Origin of the sequence: Achromobacter sp. (assembly GCF_049647645.1) — a bacterium.
In the GTDB taxonomy this organism is placed as follows: domain Bacteria; phylum Pseudomonadota; class Gammaproteobacteria; order Burkholderiales; family Burkholderiaceae_B; genus Achromobacter.
The window spans coordinates 134,533-157,122 of sequence record NZ_JBARYB010000209.1; the positions used below are offsets into that span (position 1 = coordinate 134,533).

27 protein-coding genes and 1 other annotated feature are annotated in these 22,590 nt (G+C 59.2%); of the genes, 9 read left to right on the top strand and 18 right to left on the bottom strand.

The features are described 5' to 3' along the window. Positions 1 to 3 precede the first annotated feature (3 nt). The 9 genes from WBB14_RS24030 to WBB14_RS24070 form a co-directional block, all read right to left on the bottom strand. A complete protein-coding gene (locus WBB14_RS24030; RefSeq protein WP_164741215.1) occupies positions 4 to 153 on the bottom strand; it encodes a hypothetical protein in 150 nt (49 codons plus the stop codon). A gap of 72 nt (positions 154 to 225) precedes the next feature. Beyond that, on the bottom strand, positions 226 to 648 hold the full coding sequence (locus WBB14_RS24035) for a hypothetical protein (RefSeq protein ID WP_280026953.1): 423 nt from the start codon (positions 646 to 648) through the stop codon (positions 226 to 228). A gap of 19 nt (positions 649 to 667) precedes the next feature. Continuing rightward, entirely contained in the window at positions 668 to 898 is a 231-nt protein-coding gene (locus tag WBB14_RS24040) for a hypothetical protein (protein WP_280026954.1), read from the bottom strand. A gap of 13 nt (positions 899 to 911) precedes the next feature. Continuing rightward, positions 912 to 1,343: a hypothetical protein gene (locus WBB14_RS24045; RefSeq protein ID WP_280026955.1), complete on the bottom strand. Its 432-nt coding sequence runs from the start codon at positions 1,341 to 1,343 to the stop codon at positions 912 to 914. A 486-nt stretch (positions 1,344 to 1,829) separates the two neighbouring features. Continuing rightward, the gene (locus WBB14_RS24050; protein WP_083036538.1) at positions 1,830 to 2,165 is read right to left on the bottom strand and encodes a ClpX C4-type zinc finger protein; all 336 of its coding nucleotides are present in this window, start codon (positions 2,163 to 2,165) and stop codon (positions 1,830 to 1,832) included. Positions 2,166 to 2,634: 469 nt separating this feature from the next. Then, the gene (locus tag WBB14_RS24055) at positions 2,635 to 2,829 is read right to left on the bottom strand and encodes a DUF6900 domain-containing protein (protein ID WP_046804271.1); all 195 of its coding nucleotides are present in this window, start codon (positions 2,827 to 2,829) and stop codon (positions 2,635 to 2,637) included. 3 nt (positions 2,830 to 2,832) lie between these two features. After that, positions 2,833 to 3,087 (bottom strand): hypothetical protein, encoded by a 255-nt coding sequence (locus WBB14_RS24060; RefSeq protein WP_280026956.1) that lies wholly within the window; start codon positions 3,085 to 3,087, stop codon positions 2,833 to 2,835. Continuing rightward, positions 3,084 to 3,731: a DNA methyltransferase gene (locus WBB14_RS24065; protein ID WP_280026957.1), complete on the bottom strand. Its 648-nt coding sequence runs from the start codon at positions 3,729 to 3,731 to the stop codon at positions 3,084 to 3,086. Before WBB14_RS24065 ends, WBB14_RS24060 begins: the two co-directional genes overlap by 4 nt. A gap of 299 nt (positions 3,732 to 4,030) precedes the next feature. Continuing rightward, a complete protein-coding gene (locus WBB14_RS24070) occupies positions 4,031 to 4,930 on the bottom strand; it encodes an N-6 DNA methylase (RefSeq protein ID WP_280026958.1) in 900 nt (299 codons plus the stop codon). A gap of 264 nt (positions 4,931 to 5,194) precedes the next feature. On the opposite strand from WBB14_RS24070, the gene WBB14_RS24075 reads away from it, so the two are divergent. Then, on the top strand, positions 5,195 to 6,184 hold the full coding sequence (locus WBB14_RS24075) for an IS110 family transposase (protein ID WP_280027020.1): 990 nt from the start codon (positions 5,195 to 5,197) through the stop codon (positions 6,182 to 6,184). A gap of 603 nt (positions 6,185 to 6,787) precedes the next feature. Here the strand turns inward: WBB14_RS24075 and WBB14_RS24080 are convergent. The 4 genes from WBB14_RS24080 to WBB14_RS24095 form a co-directional block, all read right to left on the bottom strand. Then, a complete protein-coding gene (locus WBB14_RS24080) occupies positions 6,788 to 7,642 on the bottom strand; it encodes a universal stress protein (protein WP_280026959.1) in 855 nt (284 codons plus the stop codon). A 9-nt stretch (positions 7,643 to 7,651) separates the two neighbouring features. Beyond that, positions 7,652 to 9,136, bottom strand: a complete 1,485-nt coding sequence (locus WBB14_RS24085; protein ID WP_280026960.1) for a SulP family inorganic anion transporter — start codon at positions 9,134 to 9,136, stop codon at positions 7,652 to 7,654. Between the two features lie 86 nt (positions 9,137 to 9,222). Then, positions 9,223 to 9,277 (bottom strand) — a sequence feature (sul1 is cis-regulatory element that is thought to sense ions involved in sulfur or methionine metabolism; They are found in Alphaproteobacteria). A gap of 840 nt (positions 9,278 to 10,117) precedes the next feature. Beyond that, positions 10,118 to 10,528, bottom strand: a complete 411-nt coding sequence (locus WBB14_RS24090; protein WP_280026961.1) for an antirestriction protein — start codon at positions 10,526 to 10,528, stop codon at positions 10,118 to 10,120. A gap of 445 nt (positions 10,529 to 10,973) precedes the next feature. Beyond that, the gene (locus WBB14_RS24095) at positions 10,974 to 12,038 is read right to left on the bottom strand and encodes an IS110 family transposase (RefSeq protein ID WP_127183285.1); all 1,065 of its coding nucleotides are present in this window, start codon (positions 12,036 to 12,038) and stop codon (positions 10,974 to 10,976) included. A gap of 508 nt (positions 12,039 to 12,546) precedes the next feature. On the opposite strand from WBB14_RS24095, the gene WBB14_RS24100 reads away from it, so the two are divergent. The 3 genes from WBB14_RS24100 (at position 12,547) to WBB14_RS24110 (ending at position 14,013) form a co-directional block, all read left to right on the top strand. Then, on the top strand, positions 12,547 to 12,921 hold the full coding sequence (locus tag WBB14_RS24100; protein ID WP_280026962.1) for a hypothetical protein: 375 nt from the start codon (positions 12,547 to 12,549) through the stop codon (positions 12,919 to 12,921). 63 nt (positions 12,922 to 12,984) lie between these two features. Then, positions 12,985 to 13,647 (top strand): SOS response-associated peptidase, encoded by a 663-nt coding sequence (locus tag WBB14_RS24105; RefSeq protein WP_280026963.1) that lies wholly within the window; start codon positions 12,985 to 12,987, stop codon positions 13,645 to 13,647. Positions 13,648 to 13,788: 141 nt separating this feature from the next. Beyond that, the gene (locus WBB14_RS24110) at positions 13,789 to 14,013 is read left to right on the top strand and encodes a DNA-3-methyladenine glycosylase (protein ID WP_280026964.1); all 225 of its coding nucleotides are present in this window, start codon (positions 13,789 to 13,791) and stop codon (positions 14,011 to 14,013) included. Here the strand turns inward: WBB14_RS24110 and WBB14_RS24115 are convergent. Continuing rightward, positions 13,936 to 14,178, bottom strand: coding sequence for a CrpP-related protein (locus WBB14_RS24115; protein ID WP_424242059.1), 243 nt, complete (start codon positions 14,176 to 14,178; stop codon positions 13,936 to 13,938). The genes WBB14_RS24110 and WBB14_RS24115 overlap by 78 nt on opposite strands. 368 nt (positions 14,179 to 14,546) lie before the next feature. Here WBB14_RS24115 and WBB14_RS24120 point away from each other — a divergent pair, with 368 nt between their 5' ends. After that, complete coding sequence (locus WBB14_RS24120) at positions 14,547 to 14,768, top strand: hypothetical protein (protein WP_230696127.1); 222 nt, start codon at positions 14,547 to 14,549, stop codon at positions 14,766 to 14,768. Positions 14,769 to 15,359: 591 nt separating this feature from the next. Here the strand turns inward: WBB14_RS24120 and WBB14_RS24125 are convergent. Genes WBB14_RS24125 through WBB14_RS24140 form a run of 4 tightly spaced genes read right to left on the bottom strand, consistent with a single transcriptional unit; the run spans position 15,360 to position 19,116 of the window. Beyond that, on the bottom strand, positions 15,360 to 16,289 hold the full coding sequence (locus tag WBB14_RS24125) for a Fe-Mn family superoxide dismutase (protein WP_076468624.1): 930 nt from the start codon (positions 16,287 to 16,289) through the stop codon (positions 15,360 to 15,362). Between the two features lie 33 nt (positions 16,290 to 16,322). Continuing rightward, positions 16,323 to 16,793 (bottom strand): chromate resistance protein ChrB domain-containing protein, encoded by a 471-nt coding sequence (locus WBB14_RS24130; RefSeq protein ID WP_127185736.1) that lies wholly within the window; start codon positions 16,791 to 16,793, stop codon positions 16,323 to 16,325. Between the two features lie 9 nt (positions 16,794 to 16,802). Continuing rightward, a complete protein-coding gene (gene chrA, locus WBB14_RS24135; RefSeq protein ID WP_076468620.1) occupies positions 16,803 to 18,182 on the bottom strand; it encodes a chromate efflux transporter in 1,380 nt (459 codons plus the stop codon). Then, a complete protein-coding gene (locus tag WBB14_RS24140; protein WP_076468666.1) occupies positions 18,175 to 19,116 on the bottom strand; it encodes a chromate resistance protein ChrB domain-containing protein in 942 nt (313 codons plus the stop codon). The genes chrA and WBB14_RS24140 overlap by 8 nt, the downstream gene beginning before the upstream one ends. A gap of 147 nt (positions 19,117 to 19,263) precedes the next feature. Between WBB14_RS24140 and WBB14_RS24145 the strand changes: the two genes are divergently transcribed. From WBB14_RS24145 to WBB14_RS24160, 4 genes are all read left to right on the top strand, one after another. Continuing rightward, complete coding sequence (locus WBB14_RS24145) at positions 19,264 to 19,542, top strand: metal-sensing transcriptional repressor (protein ID WP_127185737.1); 279 nt, start codon at positions 19,264 to 19,266, stop codon at positions 19,540 to 19,542. A gap of 11 nt (positions 19,543 to 19,553) precedes the next feature. Beyond that, positions 19,554 to 20,705 carry a nickel/cobalt efflux transporter gene (locus WBB14_RS24150; protein WP_127185738.1) on the top strand — a complete coding sequence of 384 codons (1,152 nt, stop codon included), beginning with the start codon at positions 19,554 to 19,556 and terminating at the stop codon, positions 20,703 to 20,705. Positions 20,706 to 20,729: 24 nt separating this feature from the next. Beyond that, complete coding sequence (locus WBB14_RS24155; RefSeq protein WP_127185739.1) at positions 20,730 to 22,052, top strand: MFS transporter; 1,323 nt, start codon at positions 20,730 to 20,732, stop codon at positions 22,050 to 22,052. Positions 22,053 to 22,158: 106 nt separating this feature from the next. Beyond that, positions 22,159 to 22,284 (top strand): YHYH domain-containing protein, encoded by a 126-nt coding sequence (locus WBB14_RS24160; protein WP_127185740.1) that lies wholly within the window; start codon positions 22,159 to 22,161, stop codon positions 22,282 to 22,284. Positions 22,285 to 22,590 lie beyond the last annotated feature (306 nt).

The following is a 22,590-nucleotide window of genomic DNA, read 5'->3' on the forward strand; positions in this document are numbered from 1 at the left end:
GAATTAGTGCAGCTGTGCAGTGACCGGTGCGTCCTGCATCGCGGCGATGAGGGTGGCAAGGTCGCGCACCGTCATCGCCGGAAGGCGATAGGAAAGGCCCAGCACGTGGGCGCGGCGCATGTCGTTCGCCAATCTGATAAAGTCGTGGTTCATCACGGTTCTCCTTCGAAGGGTGGGTCGAGGTGCAAGCCCCTGTCGGTTGCCGCCGATCAGGGGCTTTTTCGTTTAATAGCCAAGCCATTCCAGCAGCACGTGGCCGCGATACAGCGGGTGATTGCCGCAGTCGGCAAAGAACTCTTGAGCGTCCAATTGATGTCTACCGATTTCTTCCATGACCTGGATGCGCGTCACCACGGCTTCGTCCGCCGATTCCCTATCGCGCAGGCCCCGGGCCGAAACCGGCCCGAGATCGAATAGGTCCGCGAGTAGTTCGATCATGTCGGGCCTGTGGCCTTGCCATGCGACCAACTCGTTTTCGATGGCGGCGGCCAAGACCGGCGCGGTGTCATAGCCTTTTGCCGCGAGCGCTTGAGCAAAGTCGGCAGCGCTGCGTTCGGTGAAGTCGATTCCGCGCGCGGCAAGATCATCTTTGGAAAGCTCGCACTGGACGCAAGCCAGGTGGGTGTACAGAACGACGTCGCAAGACATGTCGGATTTCCTCGTTTGACTAGACTTCGGTTGAACCGACCCAGGACGTGCCCAGGAACGCATCGCAGCCGATCACGGCCGATTCAGGTTGCACAGCGCAAAGCCCCTCATGTGTCCAGCCGTGTGCCGGTGCCTGCTGGACATGCAGGGCCGATCCATCCAGGCCGCGCAGGAGCAAAGGCTGGTGGCGCAGTGCGGCCAGAATGTCCGGCTCGCCTTCCATCTGGTCCGTTACGTACTTGATTAGCATCTGGGTTCCCCTCTCAGCCGTGATGCGGGCAAGGATTGCCGGAGCCGTCGTTGCAACCCGAACATGCGGCCATGGCTACGGACTCTTCTGCTTCGTTCCAGCCGTCCACCCATGCGCTTGCCAGTTCGGCAACATCGGCCAGCAACGGCGGTACGTCGTCGGCATCACGGCCACGGGTGAAATCTTCCCGGCCTTGAACGTGAGCGAGGATTTGCGCGTGATCAAGCTCCAAGAAACGGCTGTCTTCATCGAACATCCCTGCTGCTTTGGTGCGAGCGACGCGGGCGTCCAGGCCGCGAAGGAACACCACTGCGGGCTTCGGCGTTGCGATTGTCTGAACAGTGTTTGCCATGGTCATGTCCTTTACATTCAAGAGCGTTTTTGAAGCGGTGACCGATCCTGAAGAAGTCGTCCGAGCGTAGGTTTGTTGGATTTGGTTGTTCATGGTCTTTCCCTCCGCGTTATTCGCATCCGTTCCTGTGAGGCCTGTCCGTGCCGTCCGTGGCCACGTAGTGACGACTGGAAAGGGCCGGAGCAGAGGCCGCATGCGGAGCGCAGCCGAAGGCGAGCACCGAACGGGTGAGCACCGGACCCTTGGAGGGAGGAACGCAGTGGTACGGTCGGCGTTTTAGGACAGGGCTCGCGGGAATGGATGCATTGCGAGAGACAGGATGGCGACACCAAAGCCAGGCGCGCGCCGAGCGCCCCTACCCGCGCGCAGCGCGGGTCAACCTGGCCGCAAGGCGGCTGGCAAGCGGCAGCGCGCAGCGCCGGCAGGCGCGAAGGCGTGAGCCGACCGTAGGGAGGGTAGGACTGAAGCCCCGCAAGGGGGTGAGACTGGCCCTTTGGCCAGGCTCAACGCGAAGCGCGATGGCCCGACCCGTAGGCGCAGCCGGAGGGGCACGCCCAATAGGGAGCCGTGATCAAAAAATCAGTGCTGAGATTGGGACCCGGGCGGCATCGAGATATTCAGCAAATCCAGGGCCTTATTTGCCCTATCTCGTGCGTCGTCGATGATTTGATTTTGCCGAACGATGTACTTGTACAGTGCTTTGGGACTGTTTTCGGCCTCGACCAAACCTTGCTCGTTGATGATCTCGTTGCACAATTCAACACACTCGTCGCAGATCGTGAGCGCGCTGGCGCCAGGGCCGTTTTCCCGCGCGATCAGCTTGTGGACTTCGTCCTGAGACTTATCGCAAAATGCGCAATGCAGCACGGTCGGCTGCTTTTTTCGCCGAGGGCTCTTTTTATTGTTTTCGTCCATTGGGCGCAGGGTCCGCGTCAACGCGTCGCTAGGTCAGAGTAGGTGCGAAATCTAGCACAAGGCCCAACAGCCCGGATGGGTGTTTTTCCTAGTTGTATCCCAATTTCGTACCGACATTTTTGGCGCGTATTGCGTCCGGTAGTTCTTTGAACAGGGAGAGTCACGTTGGATGGGACCATGATCATCAACGGTGTCCGTGCAGCCTACAGGACGATTCAAACGCCGAATGGAAAAGGGGTGATAGCGGAAGTGCAGTACGCCGACAGCGGACCGTGGGAGTGCGTTGGTGGACCCCACACGATGTTTGCTGACGACGCCTCTGCCCGCCGTGCGATACAAAACCATGTCGCCGCTGACTGGCCTAAGAGGACGAACCAGGAGCGGCGAAGGTAGGGGGGCTGCACCAGCCTCTTCCCGCCGTCCTGTCGCTGGTGCGAGATTGCCAGGCCGCTAGGCCTGGCTATGCCGTTCAGCCGTTTCGGTGATGGTCCACCATGCCGGCCAAGTACGCCGCCTGCAATGCCCTCCAAAGATCCCACACCGGTATTTCGCGATAGTCTTTCGAGCGGACCCGCCGAAGTTCCAGACACTCAATGTCCAAAATCTCCATGGCGATGTTCTCAATGGCCAGTTCCGCGGCCTCGGATAGTTGCGGCATTCCCATGCTTCACTCCGTGTCCAGCTCGGCCAGCACTTGGCTGGCCAGCTCGTTCAGGTTGATTTTCGACTGGGCGATGGCGCGCACCTCTTCCAGCGGCAAGGATTCGAGGAATCGCGCCATGCGTTGTTCAATTTCCTGAGCTGCCAGCACCGGCCAGGCACCGTATGCGGCGATCGCGGATAAACCGGCCCGGTTGTTGCGGCCGTACCCTTGCAGGTATGCGATAAGCCCACTCTGCATTTCGCTAGCTGCCCGGCTCATGCTGCGATCCTTTCCTGGTTGGCCAGCGCAAGGCGCTGCACTGCGGCCTCGTGATACTTCGGGTCCATTTCGATCCCGTAGAAGCGCCGTCCGGTTTGGCGGGCGGCCACGCACGTGGAACCGGAGCCGGCGAACGGGTCTAGAACAATGTCGCGCGGGCGGCTAAAGGTTTCGATCAGTGGCGTCAGGCATTCGACCGGCTTCTGGGTCGGATGGTGGCGGTTCCCCGTGTACTTCCAGGGCAGCACATCGGGCAATGGTGTCGCCGGCAGCGCCGGCTGGCCCTTGGCCAGCAAGTAGGCGGACTCGTGCTGGTACGCCAAGAATCGCGCATTCGACTGGTATTGCTTGGCGAACACGATGTGACCGACCACACGAAAGCCCGCCGCGCGCCAGGCCGCGAAGAACCGATCTACGCGGTTCCAGCCATAGAACGAAATGCAGAACGCATCATCGCGAAGCACGCGGAACATCTGCGAAAACGCCGGCGTCATCCATTCATCGGTGCGGTCGTTGGCAATACTCCGGCCAGAGCGGTCCACGTAATTGACGAGGTACGGCGGATCGGTCAACACCAGGTCAACACAGCGATCCGGCAAGGTGGGAAGAACGGACAGGCAATCGCCCAGGACAACACGACTCATGGTTGGCTCCTTGCGTGCAGCAATGTCAGCCGATCTGCATTGCACTGCACGGGGCAGGCGGGCGCAGCCCACGAAAGCGCGGTCAAGGGACGTGGAATAAATAGCGAACGCAGAGAGCGGTTTATGCCGCGAAAGCCCTTGAAGATGGGGCCGCGGCTACAAAGCCGCGCGTAGCGGCCCTAGCGTCCGTGCGGGAGTGGGATGCGACTGTATGCTCCGTGCAGTGCTTGTGGCTCTACATGGTCCGCAGTTGGCGCGTGGCTAGCGCGCCAGGCCCTGGAAGGGGCCATCGCACCTTGCTAGAAGAGCGACATCTGGCCACCGACGGCTGCTTGGCGAATGGCTTTCGGAATGGCCTGCAGCGGCTGCTCAACCTCAGATGAAATATCCCCGGCGATGGTCTCGTCGACTTGGCCCTGGTCTGCGGCCGCCGGCGCCTGCAGGAGCGCTCGAGCGCCCTCTTCCGCTTCGCGATGGCGAAGCCGCGCGCCCCAGCCGCCCAGGATATGTGCGGGCGTAAACCACTGCTCCCGGCACTCGCCCGTGAGGCCGTTGCCATGAATCACCACGGCCGGCACATGCAAGAGCGCCAGCTGAATGAATGTCATATGCACGCACCGCTGATCGATGTCGATTGCAGTCGCGTGCATGCACTGCTGATAGTTCAGCTGCGCATCGTGCATCGCGTGCGCCGCCGCGATCAACATACCGCCGGCGCCGCACGCCGGCTCCAGTACGCGGACGAACTCCTGCGCGCTCGTCTTGTCGACCAGATCCTGGCCATTGCCCATCATCATGTTGCCCATCAGGCGCGACACCTCATAAGGCGTAAAGAACTGGCCGGTGCCGGCGTTGCCCATGTCCAGCATCATGAACGTGCTCCCTAGCACGTCGCCAAAGTCTGCTGCCTGAACCCGGACCTCGTAGGCCATGACCAGGTGCGAGAACGCTTGGACGAGCTGGTCGAGTTCAGCTCGCTCGTACTGGGCGATCACCTGCAGGTAGCGCTGTTCGCGCGCCTCGCGCTGGGCCAGATCTGCACGGGCCAATGCGATCGCGCAGATCTCCACCCAATCGCTCCAGACGCGGTCGATGCCGCGCGTACGCGCGACCTGCCGAATGAGGCTGACGATTTCCTTCTGATGGGCGTCGGCGCTGTTCAGGAAACGGCGTTGTTGTGCATTTGAGGTTTTGGCCATGTGGTCTCTCCGGTTGCCAGGGCGGGAATGCCCGGAACTTGAGAGGCACGGCGCAGCGCAGCGCTTGTATGTTGATGCCAGGCCAGCATGGTAGATTTTCTACACCGTGGAAGCGGTTAGACCGGTCCGTGCAGTTAGCTTAGCGCTGGGGCGTCATAGCCCGTACTTGAGTAAAAAACGCACGAGCGCCGTGCTGGTCTTCCTGAAGCCCGAACGGTTACGCGCGCCATTCTGAGCGCGCATGCACAAGCAAGGGAGCTGAAGATCATGTCTATCTCGTCCGTAACGGTGGGAATTGACGTCGCGAAAGCGCACTTAGACATTTGTGTACTGGGAGCTGAGTTCACCGCACTCAGAGTCACTAATGACGTAGGAGGATTTGCGGAAATCACAACTTTTCTACGACCGCATGCGGTTGGCTTGGTGGTAATGGAGGCAACAGGAGGTTATGAGGCAAAACTCGCGCGTGCGCTTCAAGCCGCAGGTCTGCCCGTAGCGGTGATTAATCCAAGGCAGGCACGCGACTTCGCGAAATCCATGGGTCGCTTTGCGAAAACCGACACTGTGGATGCTCGAATGCTGGCGGAACTGGCCGCCGTGTTGGTACGCCGAGATGATGCGGCTCGCTTTGCCCTTCCCCCTTTTGATGACCACCGCGCCTGGCTGGCCGCCCTGGTGACGCGCAGGCGTCAGTTACTGAGCCTTATCAACTCCGAGCGCCAGCGTCTGCACACCACGCCCGTCCGATTGCATTCGAGTATCAAGGCTGTAGTGGAGGCGATAGAAACCCAGCTTGCTGAACTCGAATCCGAGATGGTCGCTCATGTAAGGCAGCAGTTCTCCCAATTGAACCGCCTTCTTCAGACAGTCAGTGGGATCGGGCCCGTGGCTAGTGCCACGTTCATTGCCGAGCTTCCGGAACTCGGGCGATTGAACAGGCGCGCGGTAGCAGCATTGGTCGGAGTTGCTCCTATGGCTAATGACTCGGGAGGAACCAAAGGCAGGCGAAGAGTTCAAGGCGGGAGATTTGAGATACGGCGGGTGCTCTACATGGCTGCGCTAACTGCCGCGCGTCACAACTCGGTCATCAGGGACTTCTACAAAAGATTGAAGGCAGCTGGAAAACTTCCCAAGGTGGCGCTGGTCGCTTGCATGCGCAAGCTATTGACCCTCATTAACGCGATGGTTCGAGATAGCAGGGAGTGGGATAGCTCACTTCACGACGCTTCGTCTTGCGTTCGTTTGAAGACATAGCTTCACAGCGAGGGCTCGCGCGGTGGGGCAAGTGCGATCTGGGGCGCTTCAATCGCCTCCCCGGCTGCACTGCTGCGAGCTGCGCCAGCTGCGCGGAGCTAAGCTGAAATTAGTTTCATCGCCTTGCTCTGCAGTGCATGGCAACGGGCACCGCCTACAGCTTCGGCAACCTGTTCGAGTCCCCCAAAATCTCATGCACTGCTGCACACATCAGATGTGCCGGTGGTCGAAAGACTCTCCCATTAACGACTGTTACAGCCCCCGCCGGTTGACTCTCCCAGATCTTTCGCTTCATTGAGGCGCTCATCGGCGCCTTCGACCTCGGCACCAGCATCAATAAGTAGCTGTGATCGGTCACTAGCCCCAAGGCCACATCCTGCCAGGATGTGTCGACGATAACCCCGACCATCCGAACCGCTGGAAAACGGGTTTAGGCAGGCTGCGAGCCAGCGTTTGCCGAAGCCAATCAGTGCACAAGCGTCCACTCAAGGAGACCACGGCACAAAGCGCAGATTTCGATGTCCGCCGTCGGCTGTGCATTCACCCGATCCTATGCAGGTGACGCACGCCGGTCACCTCAGGGCATTCCATAAGTTCACAGCGCTATCGCGCAAGCAGGATCGGCACCTCAACAGCTCGTATCATTGCCGTCGTGGTACTGCCGACGATCAAATTCCTGAGCGGCGAGTGACCATAAGCACCCATGACCAGCACGGACATCGGACCACCGGCTACGCAGTCAGCAATAACCTTCTCAGGAGCCCCCGGGGTAATCGAAAAAGTTGCCGTTCGCCCGCTTTGCGCGAATAGCTGAACGACCTGCTCCATCTGGGCTTGATGCTCCTGCGACTCCGCGCCCGCCCTCACGAGGTGTATTGGCAGACCGTCCAGCATCGGCGTGCTTGTCAGCAATGCGATCGCTCTAGCAATAGACTTTCCGCCATCGTAGGCGATCACAGCGCGCATTGGCGGCACATGCCGCTCGGGAGCAACCAATAGCGGCTTGTTGCTGGCTCGAAGCACGCGCTCGATTTTCGATCCGAGATGGCCGGCGGCGAATTCGCTCGACGCTCCCCGCTTGCCCATCACCACCAAGCTAGCCTCGGCTTCACGCTCGATAATGGTTTCCACAATGCCACCATGGAGGTGCACCGTACTGACATCGCCGATGCCGGCAGCCCGTAATCGCTCTTCAGCTGTCGCCAAGAGGGCGCGGCCACCTTCGATCGCCAGTTTTCCTTGCGCCTCCTCGATACGAGTCAGCTCTTCTAGCAGCTCGCTTTTCACACCCAGCCCGATAGCGCCACTAAGGTCGTGCCGCGCCGTCACCGCGCTTTTTCGCTGCACAACATGCAGCAGTTCAACTCTCCAGGAAAGACGGTGCGCCGCCCAGGCTGACAAGTCGCAAACCGCGGCGGCGTAGTGGGAGGCATCGATGCATGCAAGTACTTTCGACATATATTCTCCTTAGTGTCCCAACGACTTGGTGTCGGCGCCGGGTTTGTCGTGAATTGCAAATCGACCAATCATGGTGGCGCTGGCGGCATTCAAACCGACGACATCTACGGTCGTGCCTTCGCGGCGCAGCTTGATCACGACCTTGTCCAGGGCCCCCACGGCCGAGATGTCCCAGAAGTGCGCGGCGGAAACGTCCAGCACCACGTGGTCGACGACCTCTTTAAAATCAATGGCTTCTGAAAACCGTTCGGTGGAAGCAAAAAACACCTGACCCGCGTAGTAATAGGTGCGGGTGCGTCCGTCCTCAGACAAGGCCGAAGTCACCGCGAAGAGCCGCTTGACCTTGCCCGCGAAGAACACGCCGCTCAACAGCACGCCCGCCAGCACGCCCTGTGCAAGGTCATGCGTCCAGACGACCACCACAACGGTCGCCAGCATGACGACGGAAGACTGCCAGGGATGCGAACGCAGGTTGCGGATCGAACCCCAACTGAACGTGCCGATGGAAACCATGATCATGACCGCCACCAGTGCCGGCATGGGAATCCTGGCCACCAAGGGTCCCAGCACCACGATCAGGAACAGCAGGAAGGAACCCGCCACGAAAGTGGATAACCGCGTCGAACCGCCCGACTTCACGTTGATGACGGACTGGCCGATCATGGCGCAACCGCCCATGCCGCCAAAGAAGCCCGTAACAAAGTTCGCGATGCCCTGGCCCTTGCATTCACGCCGCTTATTGCTGGGCGTGTCGGTCAAGTCGTCCACGATCTGCGCGGTCATCATCGATTCCAGCAAACCCACCGCCGCCATGGTCAGCGAATACGGAAGAATGATCTGCAAAGTTTCAAACGTGAAGGGCACGTTCGGGATCAGGAACGAAGGCAGGGACGACGGCAGCTTGCCCATGTCGCCCACCGTGTTGACGGGCAGGCCCCAGTAAATGGAGATGGCCGTCAACACGATGATCGCGATCAAGGGCGACGGCACGGCCCGGGTCAGGCGAGGAAACAGATAGATGATCGCCAACCCGCCCGCCACCATCACGTAGGTGACCCACGTGACGTTGGTCAGCTGCGGCAACTGGGCAACAAAGATCAGGATTGCCAGCGCGTTCACGAACCCGGTGACGACAGACCGCGACACATACTGCATTAGCAGATCAAGCCGAAGAAAGCCGGCGATGACCTGGAAGATGCCCATCAGGATTGTCGCGGCGAACAGGTATTCAACGCCATGATCCTTGACCAAAGGCACCACCAGCACGGCAATGGCGGCCGTGGCCGCAGAAATCATGCCTGGCCGGCCGCCCACTAAAGCGATGATTACCGCGATCGAGAACGATGCGTAGAGGCCTACGCGCGGATCAATGCCCGCGATGATGGAAAAGCCGATGGCTTCGGGGATAAGAGCAAGGGCAACGACGATGCCCGCAAGAATATCGTTACGAGGACTGGTCATCCATTCGCGACGAAAAGAGGAGAAAAAAGACATTGTTAGGCTAACCTGACGTTAGCAAGCGATGCCTCACACCGAGGGTGGTTTGTAGTTGGTCTCGGAGCGAGCCGTAATTCGCTTGGAGTTGTCCGAGGGATAGGCGCCCGGCCGAGCCACCCGGCAAACGCCGGGTCCACTAGTATCGCTATCGAAGCGAAGCCGCATCCGTTGCAGATGCTGCGGGAGCATTGTACACGGGTTGTGCAGCGTGACTCGGACCAGGGCCTAATCGTCACAAACACGATATCGGGCGGCGAGAACTAACCTTTGGCCGGCCGCATTGGGTCGAAATCGGTCGGACAACTCGGACGTTTGCCGGCCAAGAGCCGCCGTTGGCGATTTCAAGAAGCAGACACTCAACTCTTCGTTCACAGTTCGCCGAAGGCGACGCGTCGGAATCACTGGTTGGGCATCAGATGCTGCTGAGCCGCAGTAGAGATGGCAGAGGGCATTTGGTCACGTATCTCCGTAGCGAGCCCGCTGGCGGCCCACAGGCACGCCATGGTCGATGAGCGCGCCTGGGCTCACTCGGCCAGCGATGGCAGATACATGGTTGTACTCCTTGTTCATGCCTAGATCTCGAACATGGTGTGCACGGGCTACCCTACACTCGCGAAGCAAACCCTTGACTGATCTGGTTGTTGCCGATTGCGGGCTTTGTCGTCGGTTGGTGCTATCTGCGGATGGGCCGTCCCGTAACAACATGCTTAAGACTTGACATCGAACACAGTTACTCAAGTGTCGAAGACGGCCAACGGCCGCGAGTGGCGCCAGCGCAGCCGGCGCCGCGCCGCACTTGAACGCGAGAACGCCGTGGCACACTGACCGGGAATGCAGACCCGCCACCCCGTATGGCTTTCAACGGTCCAACTTCAAAGCGCAGCCGTTCCCCTGCAGCGTCACTTAGCAGGGGCTGAGCCACGATGGCCTGATGGTGCTCAGAAGAAGAAAGGCCCGCCGAAGCGGGCCGGAATGGCGTCAATCGATCGCCGCGAAGATGGCATTTGCCTCGGCGTGTTCGCCGGCGAAGTCGCGCAGGGCGTGGTACTTCTCGGCCAGGTCGTCGCTGCGGTACTGGCTGCACAGTTCGCACAGGGCGTACAGCGTTGCCACGATGCCGGCGGCGTCCGCCGACATGGTCCGGTCGCACCATTTCATGGGCCATACGATGTGAAGCGTCTCGTAGTCGGCCGGCGCCATGTAGAGGCCGTTCGGGATTTCGTAGTAGTGCCAGAAGCCGCCGCTGTACTCCTGCGACAGGCGATCCAGCCAGTTGTAGACGGAGATTTCTCCGCGCAGCATCAGGCGGATGCCGAAGTGTTTGGGCAAGAAGGCCAGACGATCGTGATCGGGGACCAGGCGGGCTTCAGCGAGGGTGGAGTGCGTCATGTAGTGCTCCTTGGAAGAGGGCCCCAGCCGGGGTGGCGGGACGGGAGCACTGGCGCCCTGCGGAACAAGCGCCGGGGGCAAGGGGACGTGGAATATAAAGCGCGCGTAGTGAGCGGCTATATGCCGCTACAGGGACTTCCTGGTCGTTGCAAGAGCCATAGAAAAGTTGCCATCAAAGCGTTAATTAAGAACCGTACGGGAACGAACACACGCATACGTGAACGCAGCGCCGATTCGAAGATGACGAACGAACATGGTGCAGACTGCGCTTCTACAGTCGGTCTTGTGCGCTTAACATCACGCGGACCCAGATACAAACCGCTCAGCAAGGCTCCATTCGAAAGTCGGCGCTAACTTCACGCCGGCGGCATATACGAGCTTGCTTGCTGACGGTCTGACCAGTTCTAGTATCTTCGCTTGCGAGCTGCCGATGCGTTACACAGACTCAGGATGATGACGTACTGAACGGGCTAGGACTCACGTACGCTCGATCAAATTTCCGATCAAGCGCCAGGACCGCCCACAGAATCCTGGCGTTCTTGTTGGCCAAAGCAACGGTCGCTTTCTGCCATCCGATACGGTCACATAGTTTTTTCGCCCAGACTGAGGATGGATCATTTCTCTTCGCGCACGAGAAAATTGCCGCCTTGGCGGCGGTGACGATCAGGCACCGCAAGTAGGAATTCCCGCGCTTTGTAATTTTCCCGAGATTGGCCTTTCCTCCACTTGAGGACTGCTTGGGCGTCAACCCAAGCCAAGCGCCGAACTGGGCTCCGCTCTTGAATTGTCGAAAGTCGCCGACGTAGGCGACCAGAGCCGAAGCGGTAATCGGGCCAATGCCCACCAATTCTGTCGCGCGTCGCGCCTGGGGATCTCGCCTCACATGCTCGTTAATGCGGTCATCACACCAGGCAAGATGCTCTTCAAGCTCGATCCAATGTGAGTACGCCTGCCGGATTACGAGGCGTGCAAATGCTGGCATTTCGTTGGTAGCGTCATCGATTATGTCCGCTAACCTACGTCGCAGCACTTCCGGAGAACGAGAGACGCCGATGCCGAATTCCGCCAAAAGTCCACGAATCCTGTTGATGCACGCAGTTCGTTCTTCCTTAACGCCCTCGCGGACCTTATGCACGCTCATGATTGCCTGCTGCTCTGCCGATTTAATCGGGATCGCATGAATGTGCGGTCGCGAAGCGGCTTCGCAGATCGCAGCTGCGTCGTTTGCATCGTTCTTCCCGGTTTTTCCCTGGATTCGGTACGGCGCAACAAACTGCGCGGCAATGATCTTCACATCCAGGCCAAACGCAGTTAGCTTGCGCCCAATATGATGGGCGCCCGAACTGGCTTCCATTGCCACCACGCATCCTTCTGGAAGTTGAATACACCACTCGAAGAATCTCTCTCGAGATACGGCTCGATTGACTATGGTCGCGCCCGCGTCATCAACAGCATGGATCTGCAGGACGGTTTTCGACAGGTCTACCCCAACCCTAACAATCTGCGCCATGATTCGTCTCCAAAGGAATAAAGATGACGATTGATAGTACGGCTGCGGAGTTCGCCATCAGAAGGAAGTCCCTTTGTATTCGAAAGCCCCTTGAGCCTGGCGCGCGCAGGGCCAAGATGCGCCCAGGCCTAACACCCAGGCTGGTCCCGTTCCCAGCACCATGCCGTCCGCCTTCTCCGAATCGGATAGCGTCCGAATGACAGCAAGTTCGGCGGTTGAGAGGCGGGCGTGATCGGCGTTGTGGCGGGCGATCCCTTCTTCCGAGGAGGTTGTGAGCGAGCCGCACCAACAAATCTAGCCCGAGACGGAAGCTACTCTGCTTGCCACGTGCGCGCCAGACGTGGAATCGTTTGGGTGCGCTGTCTATGCCGCATATCGCCCCTGCACGCCGATTTTCTTCGATCTGAACAATAACTTGCCGGAATTTGCTGGGCGGAATACAAGTACTGTCAGCCGCCAGAACCAGGCCACTCTCGGTCATGTCACACCAAACCTGCAAGGAAGGCCTTTGAACGACGTTGACCTTGCTGCATTGCAGATCGCCTGCCGGAATTTGGCGAGAGGCGCCCTATGGTCAGAACAGGGAACACCCGAGATTGCCGTGGCGAAGCTTGCGGGCGAATTCACGCGAATCGCAGCAACGCAAGTCGCTGACGTGATCGAATGTGGTCGAGATCCCAACATAGTCACACGTGCGGTCAGCTACCTAACCTATACCCATGTCGCTCCGGTTGGAGTCGATGTGAAATGGTGGTTCACTGAGTTGCTTACTTGCCTAGTTGAACTGGCCGTGCCATCAATGATCCAGACGCCCGAATCCAGCGCTTTCCTGCTCGATGCGCAAGAAGGGATAGCGGAATCTTTGGGGCCGGGAGAGGACTAGAGGCACGGGCCTAAAAGAGCCCGGCCTATACTGAACTGCCAGCTCCTTCCGACGAGGTCAGCGATGTGCGGTCGAATTGTCCAGAAGTCGGGTCCGCTGGATTACGTCGAGCGGATCTTTACCAATTTGGGCCAGATCTTCGCGGACCCAACGGGGCCGCGATTCAACATACCCCCGGGCACACGCCCGCTCACTTTGCATCGTCTGGCCGAGGGCACGGAAGCGATGACACGCCTGCCCTGGGGCTATAAGCGCCCCGACTCCAAGCACTTCATGAGCAACGCGAAGCTGGAGACCATCTTGAAGAACGGGTGGCCCTGGCGCTTCCTGATCGGCGTCGGTCGGATTTTGGTGCCTGCCGATGGGTGGTATGAATGGCCCGTGCAGCCGGACGGCAACAAACAACCATATTACATACATGGCGAAGGCCCGCTCTACTTTGCGGCGCTCACCGCGTGGGAACCGGGCGCTGCACTCGATGCCGCACATGGGTTCGCTATTGTGACGAACGACACTCAAGGGGGGATGGTGGACATCCACGCCAGGCGGCCTGTGGCGCTGCCCCCGGATGTTGCTCGGCGATGGATCGATCCGTCCTACCCGACGACCGACGCCCGGGCGCTGTTGAACGAAGGCGTGCCTGAAGACGCCTTCACCTGGCATCCGGTGCGACAAGAGGTGGGAAATTCGAAATATCAGCTTCCGGACGCTATTGAACCAATATAACGGCGGCAGCGGTTCGTTGCGTCCCCGACTTGTAGTCCGCCCCGAGTTTAGCGGCTGAACAACTCCCAGCATCTAGGCTGGAACGCGCTTTGCAGAGATACGTCATTGGCTAAACAGCGTCAGCGCGCGGAAGAGATGACGATGAACTCAGATGAATATCTTGCAAAGATGATCCATCGCTCCACACCTCCACGCCATTTCGGGGATTGGGCGGACATCCTAAATGAATACGCCTTCTGCCTAGAGAAATGCAGTGGGAAGCTGGACGCCGAAGAACTCGACCGCCTCTTAGACGTCGGCGCGATGTTCTATCGAACGCTGGCGCGTGCGGAAGCCTATCGGAAGGACATCACCAAGGACACGTGACGCCTGCTGTGGACCGCAAACATCATCCTGAACGGATAGCCATCCCGCTTCCCAGGCGTCCACAGCCGCCTGCCACTCATGAATTGGCTGCCCGCTATGCCCCGCCATATTGTGGGCCTTCAAGAAGGGGCAAGACAATATCGACTCGCCGCAGCGCGCGGCCATCGCGCCCAGTTCCACAACGCTATGCTTGATGGTTCTCCGAGAGACGGTTCACTCAGATTCCCGAATTCAGCGCGCTTGGGTCAACGGATGCAACATTTTGAGGTGTGACTGAAAAATCGGTTGGCGTGGCCCTTCCGTCACCGAAGCTCTGGACCAACGTTGCCAAGTCACGGACTGACCGTCCAGCATGGCCGGACAAGGCGGTCGCCCCAACAATCACAAGGACCAGCCGCATTCAGTTTATACTGTACATCCATACAGTACTCCTCCCCCCGCGCATCATGCTTTGCACTGTTACTCGTACCCACCACCTCGGTGTAAAACGTCCCGACCGAGACCCTGCTCCGGCGATCACCGGCACGGTCCGTATGTACTCGATCATGCGCGATGACATGAAGCGGTACATCCGCGTCATGACCATGGACGGCCTTCAAAAGTTCGGGGCGACCGCCAAGGGCGCAATCCCCGACCTTCTACAGCCGGAATTGCTAACGTTCTCGTCGGACCGAGGCATGATGGTCTGCGGCTTTGAAGAGATCGACGGTCGACGTTACTACCAGGGCTGGTGGATGCAATGGATCCAAGCATGACCTTGTAGGAACTAATGAATGTTCTCCTTACGACGGCGTGTGCGCTCAATACGCAGTCGTTAGATTCGGCCTATCTTGCTTCCCCTGATCTGGCGGCGCTGCGCACGAGACTGGACGAAATCGCCGATGAACTGCACCGGCTTCAGGCCGACGCGGCAGGCTGCCCGTGATCGGCGCGAAATACATAGCACTCAATACCTCGCCGGAGCCGGTTTCGATTTTTAGCTCCAATTGATGGTCGATGGGGGCCGGTGGGTATGTGGAAGAAGCGCGGGTAGCCGGTGGGCATACCCTGTGGTCAAGCGCGTGGTCAGGCGGAGCCTGTCCACCGTTTGTCCATCAGCGGTTGTCCACGGGCCGAGCACAGCGAGCCGGGCGGTCGCGAAGCGATCATCCACATATCCACGGGTCCGGATAAACGTGTTTTGAATGGGGTGTTTAGCGGCTAAACAAACCGAAAGGTCTGCAATCGGCCACAATCGGACATTCGCCTCAGCACTAGAGTCCAGGCTTCCTACCGGGGTTTCGGGCCCCATGCGCGTTGTTTCCGGGACTAGGCTCGACCAACTCCCGGCATTCGAGATCTTGCGGTCAGTCCGCCGGATGCTTCTTTTCAGTCGTCATAGCCAGTCCAGCCTTTCGCCATGCTTCTATCCCTCCCACGAGATACCGCGCAGGGATACCCCTTGCGTTGAGCGCCAACGCGATGCTTCGGCTGACTTCGTGGCCATGTACGCAATAGACCACGACAGGCCCGGACTTGTCGAAATTGCGCATCCATTCCGTAGGCTGCGCAGGGTCTTGCCACTCAGAGCCCGCAACCCTCTCGCAAGAAAGGGAAAATACCGCGCGCCGTCGCACGTCCAGAATTGCGATTGCGCCGACCGCCGCTGCTTCGGGTGCTTGGATTTCCATCCCTAAGCTCGCTTCGTCTATCGCCCGGGCATACCGTGAAGCGACGACACGCCATTGGATTTCGGCCATAAACGAGTCGACGTAGGCAGCTGCCTTCGCACCAAAGTCGATGTGATAGGCGTGCTCGTACATGTCTAGTGCGAGCAATGTCGAAGCACCAGCCAATAGCTGGGTGTGATCTCCGGCCCAGTGATTGACCAACTTGGCGTCACGCGAGGACCACGCGAGGATCGCCCAACCGGATCCCCCACTCATCGCTCTTGCTAGAGAGGTGAATTCAGCGCTCCACTGATCGACAGACCCAAAATCGCGCTCCAATGCGACGGAAAGCCCTCCTGCGGGGAGTACCCCATCACCTCCTAGAACTTCAAAGTAGGCCTCGTGCAGAAACACGGAGTTAGCTGCGAGCAACTCCTCTCGCTTGGCGCCCACGAGCGAAAAGGCCGGCGTTGATTCCCAACGCGACTCCTCCATTTTTTTCCTAATAGCGTTCAATCGTGCCAGCGCGCCCAGGTAGTTGTTGTCATAGTGGCTGCGCACAAGCTTTCCACTCAGCCCAGAGATCCGTTCTGAATCCACGAGGAGCGGCTTTGCCATCAGTTCCATGATGACTCTCCTTTTGCTATTGCGCCTAACACGTTAGGCCGCTCTACCACTCTCGGACGCATAGTTCCAAGTGTGTGTTTCGCCGCGCGCGTGGCGGCACCAAGCGTACAATGCGTCGTAGACCACCATGCCGTGTTCGAGCATCTGATGGTCGTCAGGGAAATTCCGAGACAGCCCGAGCGATACGGCCAGAAGACCGGCGCATTGGGGCGCAAGATCCAATCTGTCGGTATCCGCCCCGCGTACGATCACCGCCAAGTCCTTAAGACTTGCGTCGTGCAGTTCGTATTTATCCAGGAATGTGTCAAAGCTGCATCGCTCCCCGACGTGCGTCAGGGTCACTCCTGGGATGTCGTACGGCACAGCTCCCGTTGCTTCGGCCTCGCTCAGCACGCGGTCGGCCGAGACATACAGGAACTCGGGTTCTTTATCGATGTACCGGCTAATCAGCCAAGGACAGGCTATACGGTCAATCTTCGGATGCTCCCGCGTAATCCATTTCATGGCACCACCTCATAGGGTGAGTTTCAGGATAAGGCCAATGACGGCGCAAGCCGCAATGACCTCGATCACACCGCGTTTGAACTTAAACAGCGCGATGGCGGCGCCCAGCGCGATCAACGCCGAGCCCAGTTCAAAGCGTCCTGCCAAGCCCTCCGGCCACAGGACGTGATAGCCAAAAAACACCGCCAGATTGAGAATGACGCCGACAACCGCCGCGGTGATCGCAGTAAGTGGCGCGGTGAACTTCAGGTCTTCTTTTGTCGCCTCAACCAGAGGGCCGCCGGTCAGAATGAATAGGAACGACGGTAAGAAGGTGAACCAGGTGACGATCGTCGCAGCCAGCGCGCCAGCCAGGAATAGCGTCTCCGGGCCCAATAGCGCTTTGGCGTACCCGCCGACGAATCCAACAAAAGCAACCACCATGATGAGCGGGCCAGGTGTGGTCTCTCCCAGCGCCAGGCCGTCGATCATCTGGATCGGCGTGAGCCACGCATAGGTGTCCACAGCACCTTGATAGATGTACGGCAGCACTGCGTAAGCGCCGCCGAAAGTAAGGAAAGCAGCTTTCGTGAAGAACCAGCCCATCTGCGTATATGCACCATGCCAACCGTAGACAGCGGTCAGTACACCCATGGGCGCGCCCCACATCAATGCACCTATTCCTACGATGGCCGCCAACCGCGGCCAACGAAACTTGGCATGGCTGGGCGTGGGGGTGTCATCATCAATCAACGCGGGGCCGAAACCTGAGGCGCCTGAGCCATGCCGCGCGCCGGTACGAAAGTACTCGGGCCATTTCTTGCCGCCTACGAAGCCGACCAATGCCGCCACTGCGACGATCAGCGGGAATGGCACGTTCGCAGCGAAGATGGCCACGAAAGCCGCCGCAGCGATGCTCCAAAGAACGGGATTTTTCAGTGCGCGCGAGCCGATCCGGTGCGCCGCGTGCAGGACGATGGCCGTGACGGCTGGCTTGATTCCATAGAACAGTCCAGCGATGACGGGAACGTCGCCCCAAGCCACATATACCCATGACAATCCGATCAGAATGAATAGCGAGGGAAGCACGAAAAGGCCCCCTGCAACTACTCCACCCCAGGTCCGGTGCAGCAGCCATCCGATATAGGTGGCCAACTGCTGGGCTTCTGGACCGGGCAACAACATGCAGTAGTTCAGCGCGTGCAGAAACCGGCGCTCGCTGATCCAACGACGCCGCTCCACCAGTTCGGTGTGCATGATGGCGATTTGCCCAGCGGGCCCGCCAAAGCTGATGAAGCCTAATTTCAACCAGAACCAAAGGGCCTGACGAAAGCTCACGGGCTGTGGCGCTTCCAGGGGAACCGAGCTTTCCAAAGGTGGCGTCCCTGCCTCTTGCAATCGGCTACTCATTTCCTGCCCCCTTTGCAAAGCTGGCCGCCAAGCCGTCAAAAATGCCACTGGCTAAGGCAAACAACTGGTCGTCATCAGTGATCGTCTCGCGCAAGCCAGCCAAGACCTGCTCCACGCCTGCAGCTTCCGCGGGTTGCACGCCACCAACGTCCAGGTAATGAATGATCGATCCCAACCGGTCCAGCGCCGGACTTTGCAAGCCAAACGCAGCCAAGAGCGTCTCGAACGTCACCTTGACGCCGACATGGGAAAAGGTCGCGCCATCAAAGTCGAAGCTCAGTGCGTCGTCCGGACAATCCGCCGGCGATTGAAGCCATAGAAAACGGGCGTCCGGGTCGATGAACCTCCGAATCAGCCAGGCGCTAGCCAACCGATCCACCCACGGGCGCGCCCGCGTGGCCCAGTGGCGGCCCCGGTATTCAGCGGCCGACAAGCGAGGAATTGCCCCGTCCGCCGGATGGGGCTCGTCGGGCGACAGCGCACGATTCGCGCCCTCTTCCAACTCTTTCAGCGCGGCATCCGCCTGCCGCTGGGCTTCCGCAGGGAAAAAGTCGATGGCCGCAATCTGAACGAACCGTTTGCGCAGCTTGCGGGTTTGCTTGAGCGTGTCCATAGCGCTGTCGGGCGTCAACAAGCCATGCACTTGCGCGGCCTCCTTCATCAGCTCGGCATAGTCCGCCGAGCGGTCGAAAAGCGCCTGATACTCGCTTTCCTCATCAACATCCATCGTTGTTTGAAGCAGATGGGCCGTGCCCCCGTTGTCTCGCACTTCGCGCCCTATGGTGGCCAAGGTGTCGTCGCCGTCCTGCCCAGGCAGAAGGTAGACACCGTCGCGCAAAACAGCGGCGCCACATGCCTTCAAGGCGCGCCAGGCGCGCATGCGCGCCGTAGCGTTTTCGGTAGGCAAGGAGAGGACGAGAGTTAGCCAGTTCATGAGCAAAGCGTACAACTAAGAAGTTATAAACGCTACATAAATGTAGAAACATCAACACAAAAAATATTCGTGCGCCGATGCAACAGTTCCCTCGTATTAGTCATGGTTTTTGCCTTCATATCCTCCCTAGGGGGATACTATCGGTGCATGACGACATCGACTCCTCACCACCACCATGACGCCATCGCGAAGCGACTCAAGCGCGCCGATGGCCACTTGCGGAGCATCTTGCAGATGATGGAAGAGCATCGTCCCTGCCTGGACCTTGCCCAGCAGTTGCACGCGGTCGAAAAGGCGATATCCCAGGCCAAGAAAATTCTCATTCAAGACCACATTGACCATTGCCTGGAAGATGCGGTGGGCGAACTCAACGACGAACGTCGGCGCACCATCGACGAGTTCAAAAAAATCACGAAATACCTCTAGCGGAAGCAACCATGCTGTCATTCTCCGACCTCCTCGCGCAGGGCGCCTCTCACGCGTGGCTGTTCATTCCGAGCGCCATACTGCTTGGTGCGTTGCACGGCCTTGAGCCCGGGCATTCCAAAACGATGATGGCGGCGTTCATCGTCGCAATACGAGGAACGGTTGACCAAGCCGTGTTGCTTGGGGTCACAGCAACCATCTCGCACACCTTGATCGTGTGGGGAATCGGGCTTGGCGGGATGTACTTGTGGCAGGGTGTAGACGCCGAAGGCCTGGAACCCTACTTCCAGCTGGCATCGGGGTTGATCATCGTGCTGATTGCCGCCTGGATGTTCTGGCGCACTTGGCGCGAACAACACGCGAACGATCCGCACGACCACGATCATCGTCATTCGCACGAGGCGCATGCTCACGGCGAAGCGCATCGGGAAATCGACACGGGCCATGGCCGGGTAGTTTTAGAGGTCTTCGAAAACCGAGTCCCACCGCGTTGGCGTTTGCGGACACTCAATGGGCAAGCGTGGCGCGCCGCCGACGTCAACGTCTCCATAGAACGTCCGGATGGCTCGGTACAGAGTTTTGCTTTTGTCGATCGTGGCGGATACCTGGAGTCCGTCGACGAGATTCCGGAACCCCATCAGTTCATGGCGCGGTTGACCTTGAGCCACGGACATCATGCGCACAGCTATGACGTTGCCTTTGTCGAAAACGATGCCCATCAGCACGACCACATTCACGAGGAGCTCCGTGGGTTGGACGTGTCAGGAGAAGGCTTTCAAGACGCTCACCAATTGGCGCATGCGAACGACATCCGGCGTCGCTTTGCGGACAAGAACGTCACCAACTGGCAGATCGCGCTGTTCGGACTGACGGGCGGGCTCATTCCCTGTCCTGCCGCAATCACCGTGCTGTTGCTGTGCCTGCAACTCAAGGAATTCACGTTGGGCGCAGTTCTCGTGCTGTGTTTTTCCATCGGTTTGGCGATCACGCTGGTCACGGTCGGCGCCGTTGCGGCCTTGAGCGTACGGCATGCGACAAAACGGTACAGCTGGTTCTCCACAGTGGCGCGTCGTGCCCCGTATCTCTCCAGCCTATTGATCATCGCCGTCGGCATCTATGTGGGGTTGAACGGTTGGATCGGCATGCGCGCCTTGCATGCGTAGGATTAACTGAATCAAGGAACAAGAATGCTAAGTATCCTTGCCAACAGAACGTATCGCCACTTGTTCACCGCGCAAGTGGTTGCATTGGTAGGCACCGGCCTCGCCACGGTCGCTCTCGGTCTACTGGCCTACGATCTTGCGGGCGCCAGCGCTGGCGAGGTGCTGGGCACCGCACTGGCAATCAAGATGCTGGCCTACATCGGCGTCGCGCCTATCGCGGCTGCCTTCGCTGAGCGCCTGCCCAGACGAGCCATGTTGGTCGCCTTGGATCTTGTACGCGCACTCGTCGCGCTGACGCTTCCCTTTGTCACGCAAACGTGGCAGATCTATATCCTCATATTTCTGCTCCAATCCGCGTCTGCGGCATTCACGCCGACTTTCCAAGCCACCATCCCGGACGTGTTGCCAAAAGAGGCAGACTACACACGGGCGCTTTCGCTTTCCCGGCTAGCGTATGACCTGGAGAGTGTCGCCAGCCCAATGTTGGCGGCACTCCTGCTGACTGTCGTGAGCTTTCACAGCCTGTTTTGGGGCACCATGGTGGGTTTCCTGGCCTCGGCCGCACTTGTGGTTTCGGTCGTGCTGCCAAAAGCGAAAACCCCTCCTCCCCGCGGCATATACGAACGGACAACGCGCGGCTTGCGCATTTATCTGGCCACCCCGCGTCTTCGCGGCCTTCTGGCACTGAACGTGGCCGTCGCTGCCGCCAGCTCAATGGTGATCGTCAACACTGTGGTGCTCGTGCAAGGGCGCTATGGACTCACGCAACACGCAACTGCGTGGGCGCTCGCGGCGTTTGGCGCCGGCTCCATGGTGGCGGCTTTAACGCTTCCAGGCATTCTGGAGCGCGTCCCCGACAGGCGTGCCATGTTGGCGGGTGCCGCCGTCCTGGCAGTTGGCTTATTGGGCGGCATGGCCGTGACGTCATATGGGGGGCTGTTGCCCTTGTGGGTAGCGTTGGGGCTAGGCTACTCCCTGGCTCAGACGCCGTCCGGCCGGTTGCTACGGCGTTCAGCCCATCAAGAGGATCGCCCTGCGCTTTTTGCAGCACAGTTCGCGTTGTCGCACGCCTGCTGGCTTGTCACATATCCGCTTGCGGGTTGGCTAAGTGCCAACGCCAGCGCTCGCACAACATTCCTCATCATGGGCGGTGTTGCGTGCGCAGCCGTTGCCGTGGCGGCGGCAATCTGGCCATCGCACGATCCGGACCGGGTCAAACACCAGCATCCAGACCTCGATCCAGGTCATCCGCACCTTACGGTCGACGAACATGGAGCGACCGAAGATCATTCGCATGAATACATCGTGGACGATGATCACCGCCGGTGGCCTGACCGACCCAAGTAGCGATAGCGACTTTGCCGCCGATTTCGGTTTTCGTATCTTTTCTATACAAACATGATTAAATGTTAATCGCCGTCCATAAGGGACTGGTCTAGAGAGGAGATCGATTATGAAGAAGCTCGCTTTGGCTGTTATCGCTATGCTGGTCTCGGTATCCGCGTTGGCACATAGCGGCGGCACCGATAAGAATGGTTGCCACCGAGACAACAAAAATGGCGGCTCGCACTGCCATTGAAACCTTGAAAGGCCCGGGGACGGCGACCATGCTGCCCCCGGGGAGGGGCGGGATAGGCCCCCGTTTCGGGACCCAATCCTTACGAAATTGTAAGTTGACCCCATCCCCCCCGCTAGGATACGATCTGTACCAGATCTAACCCGATTTTCGGCCTACAGCGTTAGACGAATCTCGGAGTACCGCTTCCCGTTCTATGCCCCTTCCCATCAAAAAGGCCGTTTCATTACTGCTGTTTGCCGCAATGCTGGCGAGCACGGTACTGCTCGGCTGGGGAACAGGTTGGGTCGCTCATAGCGACAGTCATGG